This window comes from Halioglobus sp. D3-4 (assembly GCF_055809315.1).
Genome location: NZ_CM147907.1, coordinates 4,829,317 through 4,849,585, shown reverse-complemented (window position 1 = coordinate 4,849,585; position 20,269 = coordinate 4,829,317). Strand labels below are relative to the sequence as shown.

17 protein-coding genes are annotated in these 20,269 nt (G+C 56.7%); 1 reads left to right on the top strand and 16 read right to left on the bottom strand.

Annotation, left to right across the window (positions count from 1 at the left end):
• The first annotated feature begins 5 nt into the window (after positions 1 to 5).
• Positions 6 to 1,205 (top strand): MFS transporter, encoded by a 1,200-nt coding sequence (locus AC0L6S_RS21385; protein WP_473426134.1) that lies wholly within the window; start codon positions 6 to 8, stop codon positions 1,203 to 1,205.
• A gap of 79 nt (positions 1,206 to 1,284) precedes the next feature.
• Here the strand turns inward: AC0L6S_RS21385 and AC0L6S_RS21380 are convergent, their stop codons facing one another.
• The 16 genes from AC0L6S_RS21380 to AC0L6S_RS21305 form a co-directional block, all read right to left on the bottom strand.
• Positions 1,285 to 1,716: an acyl-CoA thioesterase gene (locus tag AC0L6S_RS21380; protein ID WP_473426133.1), complete on the bottom strand. Its 432-nt coding sequence runs from the start codon at positions 1,714 to 1,716 to the stop codon at positions 1,285 to 1,287.
• Positions 1,713 to 2,879: an iron-containing alcohol dehydrogenase gene (locus tag AC0L6S_RS21375; protein WP_473426132.1), complete on the bottom strand. Its 1,167-nt coding sequence runs from the start codon at positions 2,877 to 2,879 to the stop codon at positions 1,713 to 1,715. The genes AC0L6S_RS21380 and AC0L6S_RS21375 overlap by 4 nt, the downstream gene beginning before the upstream one ends.
• A gap of 28 nt (positions 2,880 to 2,907) precedes the next feature.
• On the bottom strand, positions 2,908 to 3,885 hold the full coding sequence (locus AC0L6S_RS21370) for an NADPH:quinone oxidoreductase family protein (protein ID WP_473426131.1): 978 nt from the start codon (positions 3,883 to 3,885) through the stop codon (positions 2,908 to 2,910).
• An 83-nt stretch (positions 3,886 to 3,968) separates the two neighbouring features.
• The gene (locus AC0L6S_RS21365) at positions 3,969 to 5,147 is read right to left on the bottom strand and encodes an acetyl-CoA C-acyltransferase (protein ID WP_473426130.1); all 1,179 of its coding nucleotides are present in this window, start codon (positions 5,145 to 5,147) and stop codon (positions 3,969 to 3,971) included.
• Positions 5,148 to 5,199: 52 nt separating this feature from the next.
• Positions 5,200 to 6,117 carry an SDR family NAD(P)-dependent oxidoreductase gene (locus AC0L6S_RS21360; protein WP_473426129.1) on the bottom strand — a complete coding sequence of 306 codons (918 nt, stop codon included), beginning with the start codon at positions 6,115 to 6,117 and terminating at the stop codon, positions 5,200 to 5,202.
• 44 nt (positions 6,118 to 6,161) lie between these two features.
• The gene (locus AC0L6S_RS21355; RefSeq protein ID WP_473426128.1) at positions 6,162 to 6,626 is read right to left on the bottom strand and encodes a MaoC family dehydratase; all 465 of its coding nucleotides are present in this window, start codon (positions 6,624 to 6,626) and stop codon (positions 6,162 to 6,164) included.
• Positions 6,627 to 6,945: 319 nt separating this feature from the next.
• Entirely contained in the window at positions 6,946 to 9,372 is a 2,427-nt protein-coding gene (locus AC0L6S_RS21350; protein ID WP_473426127.1) for a TonB-dependent receptor, read from the bottom strand.
• A 137-nt stretch (positions 9,373 to 9,509) separates the two neighbouring features.
• Positions 9,510 to 10,757 carry an acyl-CoA dehydrogenase family protein gene (locus AC0L6S_RS21345; protein ID WP_473428669.1) on the bottom strand — a complete coding sequence of 416 codons (1,248 nt, stop codon included), beginning with the start codon at positions 10,755 to 10,757 and terminating at the stop codon, positions 9,510 to 9,512.
• Between the two features lie 63 nt (positions 10,758 to 10,820).
• Positions 10,821 to 12,524 carry a class I adenylate-forming enzyme family protein gene (locus tag AC0L6S_RS21340; RefSeq protein WP_473426126.1) on the bottom strand — a complete coding sequence of 568 codons (1,704 nt, stop codon included), beginning with the start codon at positions 12,522 to 12,524 and terminating at the stop codon, positions 10,821 to 10,823.
• A gap of 48 nt (positions 12,525 to 12,572) precedes the next feature.
• Entirely contained in the window at positions 12,573 to 13,712 is a 1,140-nt protein-coding gene (locus AC0L6S_RS21335; protein WP_473426125.1) for an acyl-CoA dehydrogenase family protein, read from the bottom strand.
• A 28-nt stretch (positions 13,713 to 13,740) separates the two neighbouring features.
• Positions 13,741 to 14,922, bottom strand: coding sequence for an acyl-CoA dehydrogenase family protein (locus tag AC0L6S_RS21330; RefSeq protein WP_473426124.1), 1,182 nt, complete (start codon positions 14,920 to 14,922; stop codon positions 13,741 to 13,743).
• Positions 14,923 to 15,179: 257 nt separating this feature from the next.
• Entirely contained in the window at positions 15,180 to 17,471 is a 2,292-nt protein-coding gene (locus tag AC0L6S_RS21325) for a TonB-dependent receptor (protein WP_473426123.1), read from the bottom strand.
• Positions 17,472 to 17,698: 227 nt separating this feature from the next.
• Positions 17,699 to 18,637: a cation diffusion facilitator family transporter gene (locus AC0L6S_RS21320; RefSeq protein WP_473426122.1), complete on the bottom strand. Its 939-nt coding sequence runs from the start codon at positions 18,635 to 18,637 to the stop codon at positions 17,699 to 17,701.
• A gap of 89 nt (positions 18,638 to 18,726) precedes the next feature.
• A complete protein-coding gene (locus tag AC0L6S_RS21315) occupies positions 18,727 to 19,062 on the bottom strand; it encodes a hypothetical protein (protein ID WP_473426121.1) in 336 nt (111 codons plus the stop codon).
• Positions 19,063 to 19,405: 343 nt separating this feature from the next.
• Entirely contained in the window at positions 19,406 to 19,792 is a 387-nt protein-coding gene (locus AC0L6S_RS21310; protein ID WP_473426120.1) for a hypothetical protein, read from the bottom strand.
• A 21-nt stretch (positions 19,793 to 19,813) separates the two neighbouring features.
• On the bottom strand, positions 19,814 to 20,260 hold the full coding sequence (locus AC0L6S_RS21305) for a hypothetical protein (protein WP_473426119.1): 447 nt from the start codon (positions 20,258 to 20,260) through the stop codon (positions 19,814 to 19,816).
• Positions 20,261 to 20,269: the final 9 nt, after the last annotated feature.

Sequence of the window (20,269 nt, the reverse complement as noted above, 5' to 3'; positions counted from 1 at the left end):
ATGCTGTGAATACAGCATCACCCGGGCAGCTGACGCGCAAGCAGTTGACTGTACTTATCCTCGCCCTGATGGGTACCGGGATAGGTCAGTCGCTGGTGTTCGCCATCCTGGCCCCGCTGGGCCGGGAGGTGAATCTGCGCGAGTTGCAGATCACTTCCATTATCGCCGTCTCCGCATTGATCTTCGGCGTCGCAGCCCCATACTGGGGCCGTTTCAGCGATCGCATCGGGCGCAAACCCGTTATCATCACCGGGCTGGTGGGTTACACCATCGGCACCATACTGTTCGCCAGCGTATTTTACGGCGGCCTGACAGGCCTGCTCAGTGGCGCGACCTTGTATGGCATTTTACTGGTAACACGCAGCAGCCAATCGATGGTGATGTCTGCCACCAACCCGGCCAGCATGGCCTATGCTGCCGATCACACCAGCCGTGACCAACGCACCAAAACCATGGCCAAGCTAGGGACGGCCAGCAGTATGGGCACCATACTGGGGCCTGCCGTCAGCGGTGCGCTGGCCACGTTCGGCCTGCTGGCACCGCTGTACTTCGCAGGCGGACTCGCGGCAGTGGCAGCCGTGGTGGTGTGGCGCAACCTGCCAGCGACACCCCCGACGCAACTCACGCGCCGCACGACGACAGTGAAACTGCGCTACTCAGACCGCCGCATAGCGCTGCTATTGGCGACTGCGGTTGGGCTATTCATTGGCTTCTCCGGCATCCAGCAGACGCTGGGGTTTCAGCTGCAGGACAAACTGCAGCTGAGCGGCATTGAAACTGCACAAATGACGGGTGCCGCTTTGATGGTCTCCGCCATTTTTACGTTTGTCACGCAGGTGACTGTCATGCAGCGCGTCAATCTCAAACCGACACAGTTTATCCGTATCGGATTGTGTTCGCTGCTGGTCGGCGCCGTGATTGTGTCAGGCTTCGAGGTATTCACCGTACTGGCTGTGGGAATGGCCTTTCTCGGTACAGGCTTGGCGCTGTGTATGCCCTCGATATCATCGGGTGCGTCACTGGCCGTCACACCGGAAGAACAGGGTGGCGCAGCGGGGCTGGTGAGTTCCTGCCCGGCCATCGGCTTCGTGGTAGGCCCGATCTGTGCAGGTGGGCTCTACCAGATACACAGCCCGTTGGCGCCGCTGTTCAGTGCGGGCGTCTTCCTCGCCGTACTCATTATTTTTATTATAAAGGACCGCTGAGGCACACGGCTCAAAGGCCTCGCCGGCGGACTACAATCACGCCCTGGCGAGCGCCCCGATGTTGCTCACCGGTGAGATATCAGGCGATGCGTTCCAGCGCCTCTCGCAATTGCTGAGGTATAGGCACGGAGCGATTCTCAGCGCGCTCGACGAACACGTGCACAAAATGTCCGTGCGCCACCGCCTCCTCCTCGCCCGCTTTAAATATCGCGATGCCATACTGCACGGAGCTATTGCCGAGGCGATCTACCCTGACGCCTGCTTCCACCGCTTCCGGGTAAGTGATGGGCGCGTGATACTCGCAGCCGGAGTTCACAACATAGCCCACGATGCTGCCGTCGCCAATATCCAGGCCACCCTCCTCTATCAGGTAGCGGTTAGCCGCCGTATCAAAGTAGGAGTAGTAAACGACATTGTTCACATGGCCGTAGATATCGTTGTCCGACCACCGCGTTGAGATCGGGTAAAACACCTTGTAGTGGGCGCGGGAGGGCCGCTCTGACGCACTCATGCCGCGCCGCCATAGGCGGCCTGATAGATCGCCAGCGCGTCATCGTAGTTGACCTCGCGCGGGTTATTCACCAGCAGTCGCTGCTGCAGCATGGCGTCAGTAGCCAGCATTTCCAGATCATTCTCCAGCACATTCGCCTGCTGCAGGGTTGCCGGCAGAGCGACATCGTCAATCAGCTCCCGCAACGCGGCGATTAGCGCTGCAGTTTTGGCCTCGGCGCTGCCCTCCACCGGCGCCCCCGTCACGACCTCGGCGAGTTCAGCGTATAGGGTGCTCGCCTCCGGTGCGTTGAATTCCATCACGGCGGGCAATACCAACGAGTTACTGAGACCGTGGGGGATGTGGTAGTGCCCACCGAGGGGATAGGCCAGCGCGTGGACCGCCGCCACGGGGGCATTGGCAAATGCCTGCCCCGCGAGACAGGCACCGAGCAGCATGTTTTCCCGCGCGTGCTGATTCGAACCCTCCAGCACCGCAGTGCGGATATTGCGAGACAACAGCTGTAACGCATGCACGGCCAGGTTGTCGGACAGCGGGTTTTTCTTGTGCCGTGAGGTATAGGCCTCAATGGCGTGCACCATTGCATCGACCCCGGTCATTGCAGTGACAGCAGGCGGCAGCCCCAGCGTCAACGCGGCATCCAGCACCGCGACATCCGGCAGCAGAACAGGCGAGGAAACACCCGCCTTGGTGGTTTCGCCAGTGGTAATCACTGCCACGGGCGTAACCTCTGATCCGGTACCCGCAGTCGTCGGCACCAGAATCAATGGCAGCCTGTTGCCACTCACCTGGCCGACGCCGTAAATATCTGCCAGTGACTGGCTGCCACCCAGCAATACGGCCACGACCTTAGCCACATCCATGGAACTGCCGCCGCCAACCGCAATAACACCGTCAACACTGCCACCGCGCGCCAACTCCACCGCTGCATACACGGTCTCTTCCGGGGGATCCTCGCGCACCTGATCAAACACCAGTGGTGCATATCCGGCCTGCTCCAGCGAGGCCAGCACCGGCTGCACGAGGCCGATTGCCATCAACCCGGGATCAGTGACCAGCAGCGGTCTCTCCACCCCCAGCAACCGGCACTGGTCTGCGAGTTTCAGCGCGCTGCCCGCCCCACTGACGATGCGCGCCACCGTATTGAATTCGAAACTGTACATGTCCAGTACTCCCTGTGCAGATGTTGCCTCACATAGTGAGAATAACCTTCCCGCGCGCGCGGCGCTCCATCATACAGTTAAAGGCCTCTTCATACTGTTCGATCGGAAAGCTGTCGGTCACCACCGGGCTAATTTTGCCGCTGGAAAACAATTCCCACAATGCCTCGATGTTGGCGAGGTTGACCTCGGGCTCCTCACCGACAAACCGGCCCCAGAACACACCGACCACGGAACACCCCTTGAGCAGGGTCAGGTTGAGCGGGATTTTGGGAATGGGGCCGCTGGCAAAGCCGATCACCAGGTAGCGGCCGTTCCAGGCCATGCCGCGAATCGCCGGCTCAGCGTAATCGCCACCTACCGGGTCGTACACCACGTCTACGCCTTTGCCCCCCGTCAGCGCCTTGATGGCATCCTTGAGGTTCTCCTTGCTGTAGTTGATCACCTCGTCGGCGCCCAGCTTTTTGCACAGCTCGAGCTTCTCATCGGTACTGGCAGCCGCGATCACCTTCGCGCCCATCTGCTTGCCCAGTTCGATGGCACTGGTCCCGACGCCACCAGCGGCGCCCAACACCAACAAGGTTTCGCCCGACTGCAGATCGGCGCGCTGCTTGAGGGCATAGTAGGAGGTAAAGTAGGTAATACAGACTCCGGCTGCCTGCTCGAAATTCAGCCCATCCGGCATCGGAAATGCGCCGAGTTCGTGAACCGCAATTTTCTCGCAAAACGCGCCCGAACCCCCGGCGGAAATTACCTTGTCGCCCACTTTGAAGCGGCTGACTTTTTCTCCGACTGCCGCCACCACACCGGCGCATTCACCGCCCGGAATAAACGGCATGTCCGGCTGCATCTGGTATTTCCCCTGAATGATCAATACGTCGGGGAAATTGAGACCGGCGGCCTTCACATCGATCAGTATGTCGTGTTCACCTGCTTCCGGTTCTGGCCAGTCTGTCGCGAGTTCCAGTTTGTCAGGTAATCCGTGTTCCCTGCATATCACTGCTTTCATTGTCTTTCCTCTATGCGAACGAAAATTAATCGCGGTCTAAAACAAGAACGGCGCCCGCAGGCGCCGTTCTAACAAGCCGGGTATCAGGCGACTTCAAACAGGCCTGCGGCACCCATACCGCCGCCCACACACATGGTGACCACCACGTATTTGACGCCGCGCCGTTTGCCCTCGATCAGTGCGTGCCCGATCATGCGGGAGCCACTCATGCCATAGGGGTGACCAATGGAGATCGCGCCACCGTTAACATTGAGCTTGTCGTTATCGATACCCAACTGATCGCGGCAGTAGATCACCTGTACCGCAAACGCTTCGTTTAACTCCCACAGGCCGATATCGTCCACCTTCAGCCCGTGCTGCTTGAGCAGTTTGGGCACAGCAAAGACCGGACCGATACCCATTTCATCCGGCGCACAGCCGGCCACCGCGATGCCGCGGTAATAGCCCAGTGGCTGCAGCCCTTCCTTCTCGGCCGTTTTTGCATCCATGATCAGCTGCGCGGAAGACCCGTCGGACAGCTGGGAGGCGTTACCTGCGGTGATTGTGCCACCCTCAACAACCGTACGCAGGCCCTGCAGACCTTCCAGCGTAGTGGCGCGCAGGCCTTCATCGGCAGATACGGTGTTCTCAGCCAGTGAGGCTTCACCGGTTGCCTTGTCCCAGACAGTGCGCTCGCAGGTCACTGAAACCAGTTCATCGGCATACTTGCCCGCTTCATAAGCGGCGGCCGTGCGCTGCTGCGATTGCAGGCCGTACTCATCCATCGCATCGCGAGAGATGTTGTAGCGGTCGGCAACAATTTCAGCGGTCTCCAGCATGGGCACAAACATATTGGGCTCTATCGCCAACAATTCCTCGTCCACCATACGGTGCAGGTTCATATGCTCGTTCTGTACCAGCGTGATGCACTCCAGCCCGCCGCCAATCACACAATCCATGCCATCGTACATAACCTGTTTCGCTGCGGTCGCTACCGCCATCAGGCCGGAGGAGCACTGGCGATCCATGGTCATACCGGATGTGGTATTGGGCAGACCGGCGCGCAGCGCGATCTGGCGCGCGATATTGGAACCGGTTGCGCCCTGCTCCAGCGCACAGCCCATAATCACGTCCTCTACGCGGGCCGGATCGATCCCGGCGCGCTTGACGACTTCGGCCACAGAAGCCGCGCCAAGTGTCGCGCCACCGAGGTTGTTAAAACCGCCACGGAATGCCTTTGCAATAGGCGTGCGTGCGGTCGATACAATTACTGCTTCTCTCATATGATATCTCTCCAGTTGTGAGGGCGCCGCGAGGACGCCACTGAGTCACTCGCTATTTGTTCAGGCCCAGACCTTCCATTGCCTTGCCCGTGAGTTTCACGGTCTGTTCAAATCCGGCCTGGGGCTGTGCTTCGCCCTCAGGAGAGGAGATGGCATCCCAGTTCGCAGCAATACCTTCGGGTGTCTGCTCTTCGGGCTTCAACCAGACGCCATCCGTTTCAATGATCTTGGCCACGGAGTAGGCGCCAGCGCCGGCACAGATGATTGTCTTGGTGGGCGCTTCTTCGCTCACCATATACAGTACCGCCGGTGTCACTGTCTCCGGAGTCAGCAGGGCAAACGCTTCCTCGGGGATCAACCCCTCTGTCATGCGCGTGCCGGCTGTTGGTGCCAGTGCATTGATTTTAATGTCGTATTTGGCCCCCTCCTGGGAGAGTGTGTTCATCATGCCGATGACGCCCATTTTGGCGCTGCCATAGTTGGTCTGCCCGAAGTTGCCGTACAGGCCGGATGAGGAGGTTGTTACCACGATGCGTCCGTAAGCCTGTTCACGCATGATTTCCCAGCAGGCCTTGGTGCAGTTCACACTGCCCATCAGGTGGACGTCCAATACCAGTTTGAAGTCTTCCAGCGAGCCCTTGGCGAAACTCTTGTCGCGCAGGATGCCCGCGTTGTTGACCAGAATATCCACCCGGCCCCACTTGTCCATGGCCTGTTTAACCATGGCCTCTACTTCGTCGTACTTGGCAACATTGGCTCCGTTAGCAATGGCTTCACCGCCCAGTGCCTCTATCTCGGCTACAACCGCTTTAGCCGCCTCGGAAGAACCACCGGAACCGTCGACACCACCGCCGAGATCGTTGATGACCACCTTGGCACCGCGCTTGGCCAGCTCTATCGCATGGCTGCGACCCAGACCCTGGCCTGCGCCAGTAACAATAGCCACTTTTCCGTCGTATCGAATAGACATTGCTGATATCCCCTAACTAAAAAAAAATTGGATGTAACGGCCGCTCAGCCGCAAATGACCATGGTCAACCACTCGGCTATTAACGCCGGCTTGTCTTCGCCCTCTATCTCCACAGAGATGGTCTGTTTCACCAGAAAACGGCCGCCGTCCTTCTCCGTGACATCTGAAATTTCGGCATGGGCCCGCACACGCTTGCCCGCACTCACCGGCGTCAGGAAGCGCACCTTGTCAAAACCGTAATTCAGGCCCATCACAATATTTTCGGGAACGACACCACTACCCTCTACCAACTTGGACAGCAGCGAAAGGGTCAAAAAGCCATGCGCGATAGTGCCGCCAAAGGGCGTATTTTTGGCCGCCTCAACGTCCACGTGAATAAACTGGTGATCTTCGGTACAGTCGGCGAAGGTGTTGATCCGGTCCTGCGTGACCTCAATCCAGGGGCCCGGCTCAAACTTAGTGCCAATGGCATCCAGCATTTCTTCCTTCGGTACGATTTTTACTGCCATGGAGTGCTCCTCATTAAAAGTGCTGCAATCGGTTGCTGTCACGGAAACCATCTAGTGTAGTCGAGCTTTGGTATTTCACACACTCCCATCGCATTTTCACAGGCCGCGTTCCTGACGGCGAAAATCGCGCAGACGGGGAAGTAGTGTGGTGCTACTGGTCACTCAAAAAGGGATTTGAACATACAGTATGTATTTAGTCCATTCAAGTATTTTTTGTCCTGCACACCGCTGGACAGGGACCGCCAAACGGGGTATCCGCCGCGCGGCACACACCCCGCCAACGCACCCGGAGCGACTAAATCTACCCGCCGTATCAGGCCTAAAAATTGTACTGCAGTTTGATGCCGTATATCCGCGGATCCGTCAGCGTGGTTTGAGCGTTGTGCGTTACCGTACTGGGCCTACCCCGGTTGACGATTTCCCGGTCGTCGGTAATGTTTTTGACGAACGCGGTGACTTCCCACGCCAGATCAGGCGCGGCGGCATTGAGGCGTGCGTCCCAGCGGTCCCAACTGCCAACCTTATCGTACTCGGGGTTATTGAAGGGCGTCATCCACTGCTCGCCCTGGTAGTAATAGCTACCGGTGATCGACCAGTCCAGCTCGAACATCTGCCAGAAATAAGTGGCATTCAGCGACAGTTTGTTCTCCGGCGTCAGTGCGAACTCATTGCCACTGAGATCCTGTTCATCGGTGCATAACGGGGCCTGGGTATCCCCCACGGCATAAGGCCCCAGCGTACAGGCATTGGCGTCCTTGCTGGAAAAATCCTTGAACTCGGTGTTGTTGTAAGAATATGTTGCGCTGAGCATGATCTCCGGAATCGGCAGTGCCCAAGCCTCCAGTTCCAGTCCCATCGCGCGGGCATCATCGGCATTTTCGAAGGTATTAAGGGCAATACCGTTTTCCACGTCCTGCTTGATCACCTGTAGATCCATGTAATCGTAATAGTAGGCTGACACGGCCAGGTTCAGTCGGTTTCGCAGCAGCGACCCTTTATATCCCATTTCATAGGAAATGATTTCTTCCGGTTTCACCACATCCACCAGCGGGCTGGCGGTAGGTTTCTGGAAATTGAAACCGCCCGAGCGGTAACCGGTGGCGATGAACGCGTACAGGAATTGCTCCTGCGTGATGTAGTGGTCCACCCCCACGCGCCATGTCCACTTGTCCCAGCTATCATCCTGCTTTCTGTACACTGTGGGATCGTCGGGGTCGCCGACAAACTGCACAAAGGTATTGTCCTCACCTTTTTTGTCGTCATACGAATAGCGCAGGCCAAATGTCAGTGCGGTGTCGGGGCGCCAGTCCCAGGTAAGTTGACCGTAAGTGGCATATGACCTTGTGTCCACGTGCGCATCACCGCGATAGAGGTAGTTGTCATCGCTTACCACGGGGGTTACGAAGCTCCCCAGAAATGCGTACATCTCCATCAGTTGATCGTTCCACTCGCGGTAACTCACCACCTGCTCCTCATCGCTGTGGTAATAGTAAAGTCCGCCCAGCAGCGAATAATCCCCCCCCCACTCCGAGGAATACTGCAGTTCGTGGGACTCGAAGGTGGCCTCCTGATTCACCACGTAGGTCATTTCGGCGGGAGTCAGTACATACCCGGGGGACCCCGGAAACCGGGACACGGGAATACCACTTAACAACAGTTTGCTCCAATCCACGCCCGAATCCTCCGCCGCAGTGCCATCGGCGTCGGTGTCGGAATCAAACCAGTATCGGGAGTAGCCGCCGGTGTATTTCAGGGAAAAGGTATCCGCGCTGTATTCGCTGTTGAGAAAGGCCGCCCAGCGACGGATCTTCACCTCGGGGTCGTGGTCCTGTTTCACCCTGTCTTCATTGTCCAGCGCAGGGTTGGAGATCGCCAGCCCCTGACGCATATTGACAAAATTCTGCGCAGGGAACATGCCCGGCAGGCTGATGAGCTCCCCGGTCTCATCATCGGCCACCTGCTGATTCAATTCGCGTGAAAAAGGCTCCAGCATATACCCATTGGCCGGCCTGTACTTCTGATCTGTCCCCAGTACCTTGAGGACCGTATTCCAGCGATCCGTAGTCTGGTGTTCCAGGCTGAATGTGCCATAGGGGGTCTGCTGCTCCTGGTAGTCCTTGCCGTTGTAAATATTTTTCTGATACCCCTCATGGCTAATATAGGAAGCCCCCACCAGAACATTGAGCTTGTCGGTGACCGGCCCACTGACCAAGCCCTGTATCAGGCGGCCATCGTAATTGGTCAACTGGGCCGTCGCAGTACCGCCCCACTGCGCATTGGGTCGCTTGCTGACGAAGTTGATGGCGCCGCCTACCGAGTTGCGTCCGTACAGAATACCCTGTGGCCCGCGCAACACCTCAACGCGCTCTATGTCCATGAACTCAGACAGGCCGAATACGTCGTTTTCCGAGTTGTAGACACCGTCCCAGTAAATGCCGATGCCCGGCTCGGAGCCCACCGCCAGATTCGGACGCCCCACGCCGCGAATACTCACCCGGAAGGTGGTTATCGACAGCGATGGTGTATGCGCGACAAGATCCTGGGCGCCGGTAATACCCAACTGGTTCAGCGTGGCTGAATCAAACGCACTGAGCGATGCGGCACTATCCATCAGTGAGGCCTCACGCTTATTCGCGGTGACAATGATTTCCTCCAGCGCATTGCCCTGCGCCAGCAGGCCAGGTGCAGCCGCTGCAAGAGACACGGCAAACAGGGACAGGAAATATCGCCTATTGGATATCACCATCGGAGCACACTCTTATTATTTACTTATTGCCCAGAGGCTACCGCAGATCAGCGCAATATTATAGAGGGCCCAATAAATATGCAGGACACAACAGGACGGACAGCGGGCGCCACCCGTCCATAGGGAGTCAGCGTGTATCAGCCATCCCTGAAGGTTGCTCGCACACCATCCTGCTCAGCGTACTTTTTCAGCTCGTTACGGCCCACGACCATGCGGTGCACTGCGTCGGGGCCATCCGCAAGGCGCAAGGTTCGCTGTGCCATATACATATTCGCCAGCGGGGTGTCCTGCGACACGCCCAGCGCACCGAACATCTGAATCGCCTCATCGACGATACGGATTGAAATATTCGGCACAGCGGTCTTGATCATGGAAATCCAGACGCGAGCTTCTTTAGCGTCTACATTGTCCATCATCCAGGCAGTCTTGAGTGTCAACAAGCGCGCCTGCTCGATATCCATTCGCGCATTGGCGATGATGTCGATGTTACCACCCAAACGCGCCAGTGGTTTGCCGAACGCTGTACGGGATACCGCGCGCTGACACAACAGCTCCAGCGCTTTTTCCGCCGCGCCGATAGCGCGCATGCAGTGGTGTATTCGGCCCGGCCCGAGACGGCCCTGGGAGATCTCAAATCCACGGCCAGCACCGAGAATAATATTCTCTTTAGGCACCCGCACATTGGTAAATTTCTGATGCATATGGCCGTGCGGCGCATCGTCCATCGAAAACACATTCATCGGGCGGAGGTTCTCAACACCCGGGGTATTCATCGGCACCAGAATCTGCGATTGCTGCAAGTGCTTGGGCGCCTCCGGGTCAGTTTTGACCATCACGATCATTATCTTGCAGCGCGGGTCACCGGCACCAGAAATATAGTGCTTCTCACCATTGATCACCCACTCATCACCCTCCAGTACCGCCGTGGTGGAGACATTGGTAGCATCGGACGAGGCAACCCCTGGTTCGGTCATTGCAAATGCAGAACGGATGTCCCCGTTCATCAGCGGTTCAAGCCATTGCTTTTTCTGTTCCTCGGTACCGTACTTATGCAGCACCTCCATATTGCCGGTGTCTGGCGCCGCGCAGTTAAAAATCTCGGCAGCCAGATGCGACTTGCCCATCTCCTCTGCGAGATAGGCATACTCCACCGTATTCAGACCCGAGCCAGATTCACCGGTGAGAAAGAAATTCCACAGCCCTTTGGCTTTTGCCTTGGTTTTCAGCCCCTCGCGGATGTCGTTCTGGCGGTCTGTAAAAGTCCACCGGTCCCCGACGCTGATATCCTCAAAATAGTCACTTTCAACCGGGTGTATCTCTTCCTCAATAAACTGTTTTACCTCCGCCAGAAGCGGTGCCACATTTGCACTGATACCCAACTCCATTGTCATACTCTCTCTCCCATCCCGTTAATGTATCGATTGTCTGTAATAAATGACGCCAGAGCGCTAGCGCGATGCCAGCTCCACTGCGTAATCAGCCTTGAGCTGCCGCTTGAAGATTTTGCCTGAGGCGATGCGCGGTAATTGCTCGCTGTGAAACCAGATATGCAGCGGTATCTTGAATGAGGCAAGATGTTCCGTCAGGTAGTTGCGCAGTTCCTCGGCGGTCAGCTGCTGGCCTTCGCGCAGCACCACAGCAGCGCCGACGATCTCGCCGAGACGCTCATCCGGCAAACCAAAGACTGCGGCCTCATGGATGGCGGGATGCGCATAGATGGCCGCCTCCACCTCGGGGCAACTGATATTCTCACCGCCGCGAATAATGATTTCTTTGATTCGGTCAACGATGTAGACAAAGCCATCTTCATCCAGATAGGCCACATCGCCGGTGTGAAACCAGCCGTCGACAAATGCCTCGGCGGTAGCCTCAGGCTTGTTCCAGTAGCCCAGTATATTGGCGGGAGACTTGATACACAGTTCACCGCGCTCGCCCGCCGGCATCGTGCTGCCATCCTCGCCGACCACGCGAAACTCTGTCACCGCCGGCACCACTCTCCCTGAACTGTTGGGCCGCGCAATATAGAACGCACCGGCATTCACGGCTCCAATAGCATTGGTCTCGGTCAGGCCGTAACCGATCCCCGGCGCGGACTTTTTAAATGTGCCACTGATTTTTTTCACCTGCTCGGGCGGACGGGGCGCACCACCGGCCATGATTTCCGTTAGCGAGGAGATATCCCTGTCAGTAGTTTCCGCCGCGGCCTGCAACTCCGCCGACATAGTAGGCACACCGTTGAACCATGTGATGCGCTCTTTCTCGATCAAACGCAGCGCCTCCTGCGCATCCCACTTATGCATGATCACCATTTTGCGACCAACCACCAGAGACAAAAGGAACGCCGAGTGGCTTGCGGTACAGTGAAATAACGGGATAGTGAGCAGCCCTGCGGGGGCCAGGCCTGCATCACGAACCTCCTGGGTGGCCGCCATCTTGGTGGCGATACCCAGGCACATCCAGCTGTACAACGCCGACAGAATACCCCGGTGCGACGACAGTGCGCCCTTGGGATGCCCGGTTGATCCGGAGGTATACATAATGGTCGCATGGTCCTCCAGTGTCACAGCAACTTCCGGCATGGTGGCGCCACTATACGCTTGCAGCAACTCGGAGAACGGGGTGTGCTCTACGTCCAGCCCGCTGCAGTCGTCGATGGTGATGAGCTGCAGCCCGTGCTTTTGCGCAATAGGGGCGAGCCGCTCCACGCGGGCGCGATCGGCCACGACAATCTTTGCACCGCTGTCGGCAAAACCGTAGTCAAGCTCTTCCGTCGTCCACCATGCGTTCATCGGGACCGCTACCGCTCCGACCGAGGTCGCCGCAAGGAAAGCCATCATCCACTGCGGGTTATTGCGGCTCAGTATGGCAACCCGATCGCCCTTGCTAACACCGTAGCGCTGCACCAGTGCGGCGCCGAATTCACAACTGTGCTGGTAGCCTTCGCCAAAGGTGTAGCGCTCATCCAGATAGACGGCGAAGTCCTTCTCAGCATGTTGCTGCATCACCATATAGTACTGGCCGAGGTTGGCCGGCATGCCGGAGAAGTTGCGGTACTCGACACCATCGAGGGTGACTGTGTCCAAGGCAAAGGGCTGCCCGGGCGCTGTGAGCCCGGCCACTATTTGATCAAACTTTTCTATTTCAGGGTTCATTATTGTTTGTGGTCCATAATCTTCGGGGTGGTAATGGTAGCAGGCTTGTCAAAAGCCGCTTAGTTGGGCAAACCGATCGAGGTGATAATTGTAATCGCCAAACAGGTGTTGGGCCATACGGGCACGCTTGATGAAAAAACCGATCTCGTGTTCATCGGTCATACCGATACCACCGTGCATCTGAATGGCTTCGTTGGTCACACGCTGCGCTACCTCACACAACTTGGCCTTGGCAGCGCTGGCCTGTAGCGCCAAATCCTGCTCGCCATTATCAATCGCATGCAGTGCCTGCAATACGATTGAACGCGCCAGTTCCAGCTCCGCAAACATCTCCGCTGCACGATGCTGCAAGCCCTGGAAGGAGCCGATTACCCGGGCGAATTGTTTGCGTTCCTTCAGGTAGGCATTGGTGCGCTCAAACGCCTCGGTGGACAACCCGAGCAGCTCCGACGCAAGGCCGATATTGGCAATATCCAGCGCGCGCGACAACCCCGGCCAAGCCAACCCCACCTCACCCAGCAGATTGCCGACGGGTACCCGAACGTCTTTCAATACAAGAGCGCCTGCGCTGCGTGAATCCACCATGCTGCGCCGCTCGATAGTCAGGCCCACCGTATCATAATCTACCAGGAATGCGCTTAAACCGTGCTCCTCACCGGGTTCACCACCGGTTCGGGCGATAACAATAAAGAGCTCTGCGGCAGCCGCGTCCAGCACCAGGACTTTCGCACCATTAAGCAGATACTCATCGCCCTGCAACTCAGCACGCAGTGCCGTGCGCAGCGGCGTATGGTGCGCGCTCTCCTGCAAAGCCAGGCTCACCAGCTTGCCGCCGCCGGCGATTGCGGCGAGCAAGGCTTCCTTCTGCTGCGCATTGCCCAGTTCACCGATCACCGAAGCAGCCACCAGCACGGTGGATTGCAGCGGACTCGCACTGAGATTGCGACCGGCCTGCTCCAGCACCAAACCGAGTCCGGTATAGCCGTAACCCAAACCCCCAAAAGCCTCAGGAATCGCTATACCCGCCCAGCCCATTTCGGACATCTCGCGCCACACATCATCGCTGAAACCGCGTTCACTGTTGCTGTCGCGCAGCGCTCTCAAATCTGCGACAGACGCTTTCTCCGCCAAAAATCCCGCAGCGGATTCTTTGAGCATTACCTGCTCTTCGTTCAATACCAATGCCATGGTTCGTTATCCTTCGTCAGATTCGGCGCTACGCGTCAGGAAGTCCAAGCACGCGCTTGGCAATAATGTTCAGCTGTACCTCGGAGGTACCGCCTTCTATGGAGTTACCTTTGGAGCGCAGCCAGTCGCGACTGAGAGTGCCATTGTTGTACACCTCGCCCTCCCAGCCCAGCGCCTGTTCACCGCTCACCGCCAGGTTAAGCTCATTGCGCCGCTTGTTCAGCTCTGTGCCGTAGTATTTGAAGATAGAAGATGCCGCTCCCAACCCCTGCCCCGCTTTGGCTTCATCTCCCACGCGCGCCATTGTCGCGCCAAAAACCAGCGTATCGAGCTGGTATTGCGCAATGCTCTGGCGCAGTGCCGAGTTTGCCAGGCGCCCGGAGGCATCGGCACCGATAGTCTCCATGGCCACCTGCGCCACGGATTTTTTCGGTGCCGCACCGAAACCTGAGATCATCTCACGCTCATGTGTCAGCAGATATTTGGCAATGGTCCAGCCATTGCCCTCTTCGCCGACGAGGTTTTTCTTGTCGGCCCTGGCATCGTCGAAAAAGGTTTCACAAAATGGTGAGCTACCGCTGATGAGCTTGATCGGACGCGCGGTGACCCCGGGCTGATCCATATCGAAGAGCACGAAACTGATACCCTCATGCTTGCTGCCGGAGTTGTCGGTGCGCACCAGGCAAAAAATCCAGTCGGATTTATCCGCATAGGAAGTCCAGATTTTCTGCCCGTTGATCAGGTAGTGATCGCCCTTGTCCTCCGCCTTGGTCGCGAGGCTCGCAAGGTCGGAACCAGCATTGGGCTCTGAGTAGCCCTGGCACCAACGAATTTCGCCGCGCGCTATTTTTGGCAAATGCTCGAGCTTCTGCTCCTCGTTCCCAAAATGCAACAGTGCCGGACCCAGCATTGAGATGCCAAAACTGTCCAGCGCCCTTCTCGCACCAATTCTGGACATTTCCTGAGAAAGTATCTTTACCTCCTCATTATCCAGGCCACCGCCACCATAAGCTTTTGGCCAGTGCGGAACTGTCCAGCCCCGTTCAGCCATGCGGTCACACCAGACCTTTTGATCAGGGTGGCTGATTTCGGGATTGCGGCCGCCGTTGTAAAGGTCTTCAAACCCTTTCGCCGGCACTCTCATGGACTCGGGACAATTTTCTTCCAGCCAGGCTCTGGTTTCCTGACGGAATTGTTCTAGGTCGCTCACGGGCTTACCTCTTATATCAGTTGGATGACTGCCGAGCGGCTATAAAACCGCCGGAAGAATACTGCTTAAGTATAGACACCACGGGAGGACACGTACGCACGGGGCCACCCCTGAAAACCGGGTTTGAACATACAGTATGTTTTAAGTGCGTTCAAGTATCTTCGGCACGGCAGGGCGTCGCGCCGCCACCCAAAAAAAGGGGCTGCCCATAGCAGCCCCTTCTTCCAGAACTCGCGTAACGCGAGATAGTGCCGGGGTCAAAACTCGAATATGACCTCGCCGCCCCACATCGCCGGGGCGAGATAGGTTGTGGCTGTCGCACCGATCAGGTAGTTGGCGGTATCCTCGTCGGTAATATTCTTACCCCACACGGCGAACTGCCAGTTGTGCCCCCCCATGTCCACATCGGCAAGACTGATACGCGCATTCAATAAGCCGTAGCTTTCCACCTCAACTTTGCCGAACTCGGTATTGGCCAGCGCAAACTGATCGTCCTGCCACGAATAGTCGAGATGAAAACGAACCAAGCCGACACTCACAGGCAGGTCGTAGTCGGCGGTAATGGCGTAGGCGTTTTTCGGTGCCCATACCAGTTCCGTCGTATCGGTATGGTCGGTGCCATCGGGGAAGTCGACATTGCTGAAATCATAGTCTAGATAGGAGTAACTGAATCCCACCAGAAACTGATCGGTTACAGCAGCCTGCAGATCGATTTCCAAACCGTATACATCCGCATCGCCGGAGTTGAAGGACTCCACCAATTGCGGATTGTCCACGGGGTCTGGCAGGTAGTCCAGAATGATATCGTTGATGCGCATATAGTAGGCCGCACCATTGAATCGCACCCGCTGGTCCAGCAACTCTGATTTCCAGCCCAACTCACCGGAGGTCAGGTCCTCACTGTCAAACGGTTTGTTGAAATCCACACCATTTCGACTCGAACCGCCTGAGCGAAAGCCGGTAGACACCTTGGCATACGTCGAGAATTCGTCGGTCCAGTTGTAATCCGCAATGGCGGTGTAGTCGAACCTGTCCTTGCTGGAGTCTGTTCGACCGGGTGCAAAGGAGTTTGCGTACCAGCCATCGTTGGTACGGCTGGCCTCGCGCTGATCATCGGTGTAGCGCAGCCCCAGTGTCAGATCCAGCTTGTCGTCGAGGATATTCGGTGTGTAGGTCGCCTGGCCAAACGCCGCCCAGGATTCAACGTCAGTGCTTACCTTGTACTCGCCGAGATAGTAGGGAATTGCATTGGCAAAATCCGTACAGATCGGCCCCGGCTTGGTACCGTCTGAACAGGGCATCATGGTGATAAAATCGAACGCGTATATACCCATTTGATCCACGGCGGCGCGGTCGAGATACTGCCGCTCCTTCTGATCACCATTCTCGTTGAAATAGTAGAGACCGCCGACATACTCCAGGCGCTCGGCACTCCCCAGCAGCTGCAATTCCTGCGACCATTGGTCCTGCTGTGTCTTGGTGTATACCTCCAGCGATCCCGCACCACCAAAAGCCTGGGCGAAGTTTTGCGATATCTCATCATCAAAATCCCGATACCCGGTAATCGACTTCAGCGTCAGGTTATCGTTGATCTCATAACTGATAGTCAGGTTATGCCCGTTGACCTCAGTTTTCGAATCCGGCAGGTAATAGGCCGTGCGGGCACCGCCCGTCGGTGAACGCGTATTCTTCAGCCGGTCTGAAAAACTGTCGGTGATGGGAACACCGGCCAGCGTGGTTCCACCGGTGGGCCCGCTGTACTGAAAATAGGGTGGCGAGGACGTTACATCGGAATAATCATAACTGTAATCCACCAACAACCTATCGATGCCGTCAAACCGCAGTGCGGCGCGGTAGCCCTCTGTTTCTTTCTTGTAATAATCGGTGTAATCGTACCCAGGCACCTCATTTGCGCCCTCGTTTTGTACCCAGCCGTCACGATCAGAGAATGCCGCGGTCAGCTTGGCCATAAATCCGGACACCTCCGGTAAGTTCAAATGGCTTACAGAACGCCAGCTATCGTAGTTCCCCACACTCAGGGTCTGCTTGAACCCCAGCTCGCCGGTGGGTTTGGCGTTGATAAAATTGACCGCACCGGCCATGGTATTCCGGCCGTACAGCGTGCCTTGCGGACCTCGCAAAATCTCTACCCGCTCCAACTCGGACAGGTCAGACAGCAGGCCGGTAGAGCGCGCTGCATACACCCCGTCATAATACAGACCGACAGTGGGGTCCTTGGTCAGAACAATAGAGTCCGCGTTGCCAATACCGCGGATAAACAACGCAAGGTTGTTGGTCGCATTAGGGTAGGCCGGCATTTGCAGATAGGGCGATGCCGCACCGATATCCTTGGCATCAATCAGCCCCATCGCCTCGATATTTTCACTGTTGTAGGCGCTGATCGCGATCGGCGTGTCCTGCAGTGATTCCGCACGTTTCTGTGCGGTGACGATGACTTCTTCCAACTGTGCGAGCGAGTTGCTGGATGCCAGGCCGGATGCCAGCATCACGGCAAGTGACAGTGTTTTGCGTGAAATATTGTGTGACATGGTTTTTCTCCACTTATTATAGACAACGGACCATTGCGGGATGCCCCTCCATAGGCATGCCTTGCTTCAACTATATGAAATTTCCCGCCGCTGTTGGTATGGAATATTTACTGAACATGCCGCTTTGCAAGTACGCAACAATCTGCGACACGGTGCGCTGCTGCCTGCGATGAAGATTGCGGCCCGACCTCGCCCGAAGCGGGCACTATGGGGAAGTGAGGCGGATGTTAGCCTCTGAGAAGGTCCGGCCCATGCTCATGCGGCACCATTGACTCCGGATCGACGTGAATAATAATTTCCGCAGTAGGGTAGGCTTTCTGCAACTCCCCCTCTACCTCGTCGGAGATGCGGTGGGCCTGAAGCAGGGACAGCTTGTCCTCAACCTCAAGATGCAATTGAATAAAGGTGGAAATGCCTGATCGGCGCGACCGCAGGTCGTGCAGACCCCGCACGCCCTCATGCGAGGTGGCGATACGTGTGATTTCTTCGCGCTCCTCCTGCGGCAGCTCACGGTCCATGAGATCATCCAGTGACCGCCGCACAATTTCCCAGCTGCTGTACAAAATATACACAGCGATACCAATCGCAAACAGCGCATCGAACCCGTGCCAGCCTTCAACTGCCAGCAACAGCGCCACAATAACCGAGCCGTTAACCATAAAATCCGTTCTGTAATGCAACGCATCTGCCTTTATCGCAGTGGAGTTGGTCCTGCGAATCACATAACGCTGAAAGAGCAACAGCGCCAGCGTCAGGGCGATGGAAAAGACCATAATGATCAAGCCAGGACCATAGGACTCCAGTGGCACAGGGTTGAGCAGGCGCCGGCCTGATTCCAGCAACAAAAACCCTGCAGATCCCGCAATAAAGGCGGACTGGGCCAACCCCGCCAGCGGCTCGGCCTTGCCGTGTCCAAACCGGTGTTCCTTGTCTGCGGGCATTACAGCATGGTGCACCGCAATCAGGTTTATCAAAGAAGCCAGCCCGTCGAGAGTGGAGTCGATCAGCGTAGCAAGCAGCACAACAGAGTCGGTAATCATCCAGGCGACAGCTTTCGCCAACATCAGGATAACGGCCACACTGATCGATGCGTAAGTCGCCATACGCATCAGGCGGGCAGTCTCGCTCTGCGAGGTGGGCACTACGTTGTCGGAGTGTTGTGTCATGAAGGCGCCGGTCAGCTGGACAAGTCTTCCAGTCTAACAAACTAATGCATGACAGGCCCGACAGGGACGCCGGGGCCGGTTACTTCACATCAATCTTCGGAAGGACGTCGCTCACCGCCGCTACCGGATCGCACCATGCGTACAGTTCGCTGACAGGTATCCAGCCATTGCTGAACCGTTTCCGTCTTCAAGGCGCGCACGTAACCCCGCTCAGTGCGACAGGCAATACTGGTCTTGTTGGGAGTCCAGTCCCCTTCTTTGGGACGTGGCTTGCGCGAGCTGTAATACCAGAGTCCGCGCATGTCCTGCATCACATATCTGGCTTCGGCAGGCAGAAAGACTTTTTTGCCGCCAATGACTGCGAACACTTCCGGCCCATCTTCTGGAACTGTATCCAGCACCGCGGTAGGAGTTATTGTCAACATTGCTGCATACCCCACTGATCACTGTTTTGATTATTCTGGCGTCCACTTCTGGAGCGAGTGATCTGCCTCGACCATGCCCCGCTGTCCCGCCAGGTCGCTGCGCAATTCGCGGCGACAGGGAAGTTATAATTCGAGGGGGGTTCGACCACAACAGGCAGCGGCCATATTTTTTTGCTATTTTAATAAAAGGCTATTTATAGGTCATATTTTTATTATTAAATGAGGTTTTTGCCTATTTTTTCTCTATTAATGCCATATTTTTATAAAGTAGTGGCATTATCGATGGAATAAATTCCGGATTACCAGCGTAATAATGGACTGCAAGCACACCCCATCTAGCACACTAACTGGTCACCAGTTTGATATTTGGCCGGGGCTTCGGTTGAGGCTCCAGCGGTGTCAGTGTTCCCGCGTCGCCACTGGCCATGGGCAGATCTTTGGCCTCCTCAACCGAGCTCATCAGCATGAACAAAGCCAGCGTGGCGCGGCTCTCCTCCGACACCATCTGGGGGGCAAATGCCGCCAAACCGCCGGCGGTGATTTCACCTAGCACCACGGCATTGGTCAGATAATCACGAATAATCTGCCGATTGACTTGATCCTTCATATAACGCTTGAAGCCGGTGGACCCCAGAATCCTGTTCAACGCCTCTACCTCACCACTCGCACAGCCGGGCGACTCCACGCCAAACGCCGAATCGATCCAATCTACTATCTCATCTAAATGCAATGCTTCTGTCTCCAACCTAGCTCAGGCAACCATCTGTTTGACGGCGACTTTCTTCTGAAAGCTGTCCAGGTCAGGAACCTGGCACAGCACACCATTGAACATAAAAGCGGCCGAGGCATATTCCTTCACATCCTCGGTCACCTCCTCCATTTCCTCAGGCACCAGCGATGCAACTTTCAACCCCTGGCCGCGAATAGCCACCCCCCAGTACTCACAACCTTCACCTTTCAGCCCGAGAAATACTGCCACCAGGCCCGCATCCCTGCTCGGTTGTAGCCACAGCGAACCATCTTCTGCACCCATATCCAGTACAGGCACGCTGCGCCCACGCCAGCTCAACTCCGCAGGTGGCTGCTCTGCGTCGGTGTGCAGCGTCACGATCTCAGCGAGGCAATTTTGTGGAACCGCCCAGGTTTCAGTGTCGGAACACGGAATCAGCGCACACCAGAGATTGCCGTTGTCTTGCATCACTACCTC

Coding starts and splice junctions, on each gene's coding strand:
- AC0L6S_RS21335 (WP_473426125.1), bottom strand. CDS start 13,712: ATGGCATTGGTATTGAACGAAGAGCAGGTAATGCTCAAAGAATCCGCT.
- AC0L6S_RS21345 (WP_473428669.1), bottom strand. CDS start 10,757: ATGGAGTTGGGTATCAGTGCAAATGTGGCACCGCTTCTGGCGGAGGTA.
- AC0L6S_RS21325 (WP_473426123.1), bottom strand. CDS start 17,471: ATGTCACACAATATTTCACGCAAAACACTGTCACTTGCCGTGATGCTG.
- AC0L6S_RS21360 (WP_473426129.1), bottom strand. CDS start 6,117: ATGTCTATTCGATACGACGGAAAAGTGGCTATTGTTACTGGCGCAGGC.
- AC0L6S_RS21380 (WP_473426133.1), bottom strand. CDS start 1,716: ATGAGTGCGTCAGAGCGGCCCTCCCGCGCCCACTACAAGGTGTTTTAC.
- AC0L6S_RS21370 (WP_473426131.1), bottom strand. CDS start 3,885: ATGAAAGCAGTGATATGCAGGGAACACGGATTACCTGACAAACTGGAA.
- AC0L6S_RS21350 (WP_473426127.1), bottom strand. CDS start 9,372: ATGGTGATATCCAATAGGCGATATTTCCTGTCCCTGTTTGCCGTGTCT.
- AC0L6S_RS21340 (WP_473426126.1), bottom strand. CDS start 12,524: ATGAACCCTGAAATAGAAAAGTTTGATCAAATAGTGGCCGGGCTCACA.
- AC0L6S_RS21375 (WP_473426132.1), bottom strand. CDS start 2,879: ATGTACAGTTTCGAATTCAATACGGTGGCGCGCATCGTCAGTGGGGCG.
- AC0L6S_RS21365 (WP_473426130.1), bottom strand. CDS start 5,147: ATGAGAGAAGCAGTAATTGTATCGACCGCACGCACGCCTATTGCAAAG.
- AC0L6S_RS21355 (WP_473426128.1), bottom strand. CDS start 6,626: ATGGCAGTAAAAATCGTACCGAAGGAAGAAATGCTGGATGCCATTGGC.
- AC0L6S_RS21305 (WP_473426119.1), bottom strand. CDS start 20,260: ATGCAAGACAACGGCAATCTCTGGTGTGCGCTGATTCCGTGTTCCGAC.
- AC0L6S_RS21315 (WP_473426121.1), bottom strand. CDS start 19,062: ATGTTGACAATAACTCCTACCGCGGTGCTGGATACAGTTCCAGAAGAT.
- AC0L6S_RS21320 (WP_473426122.1), bottom strand. CDS start 18,637: ATGACACAACACTCCGACAACGTAGTGCCCACCTCGCAGAGCGAGACT.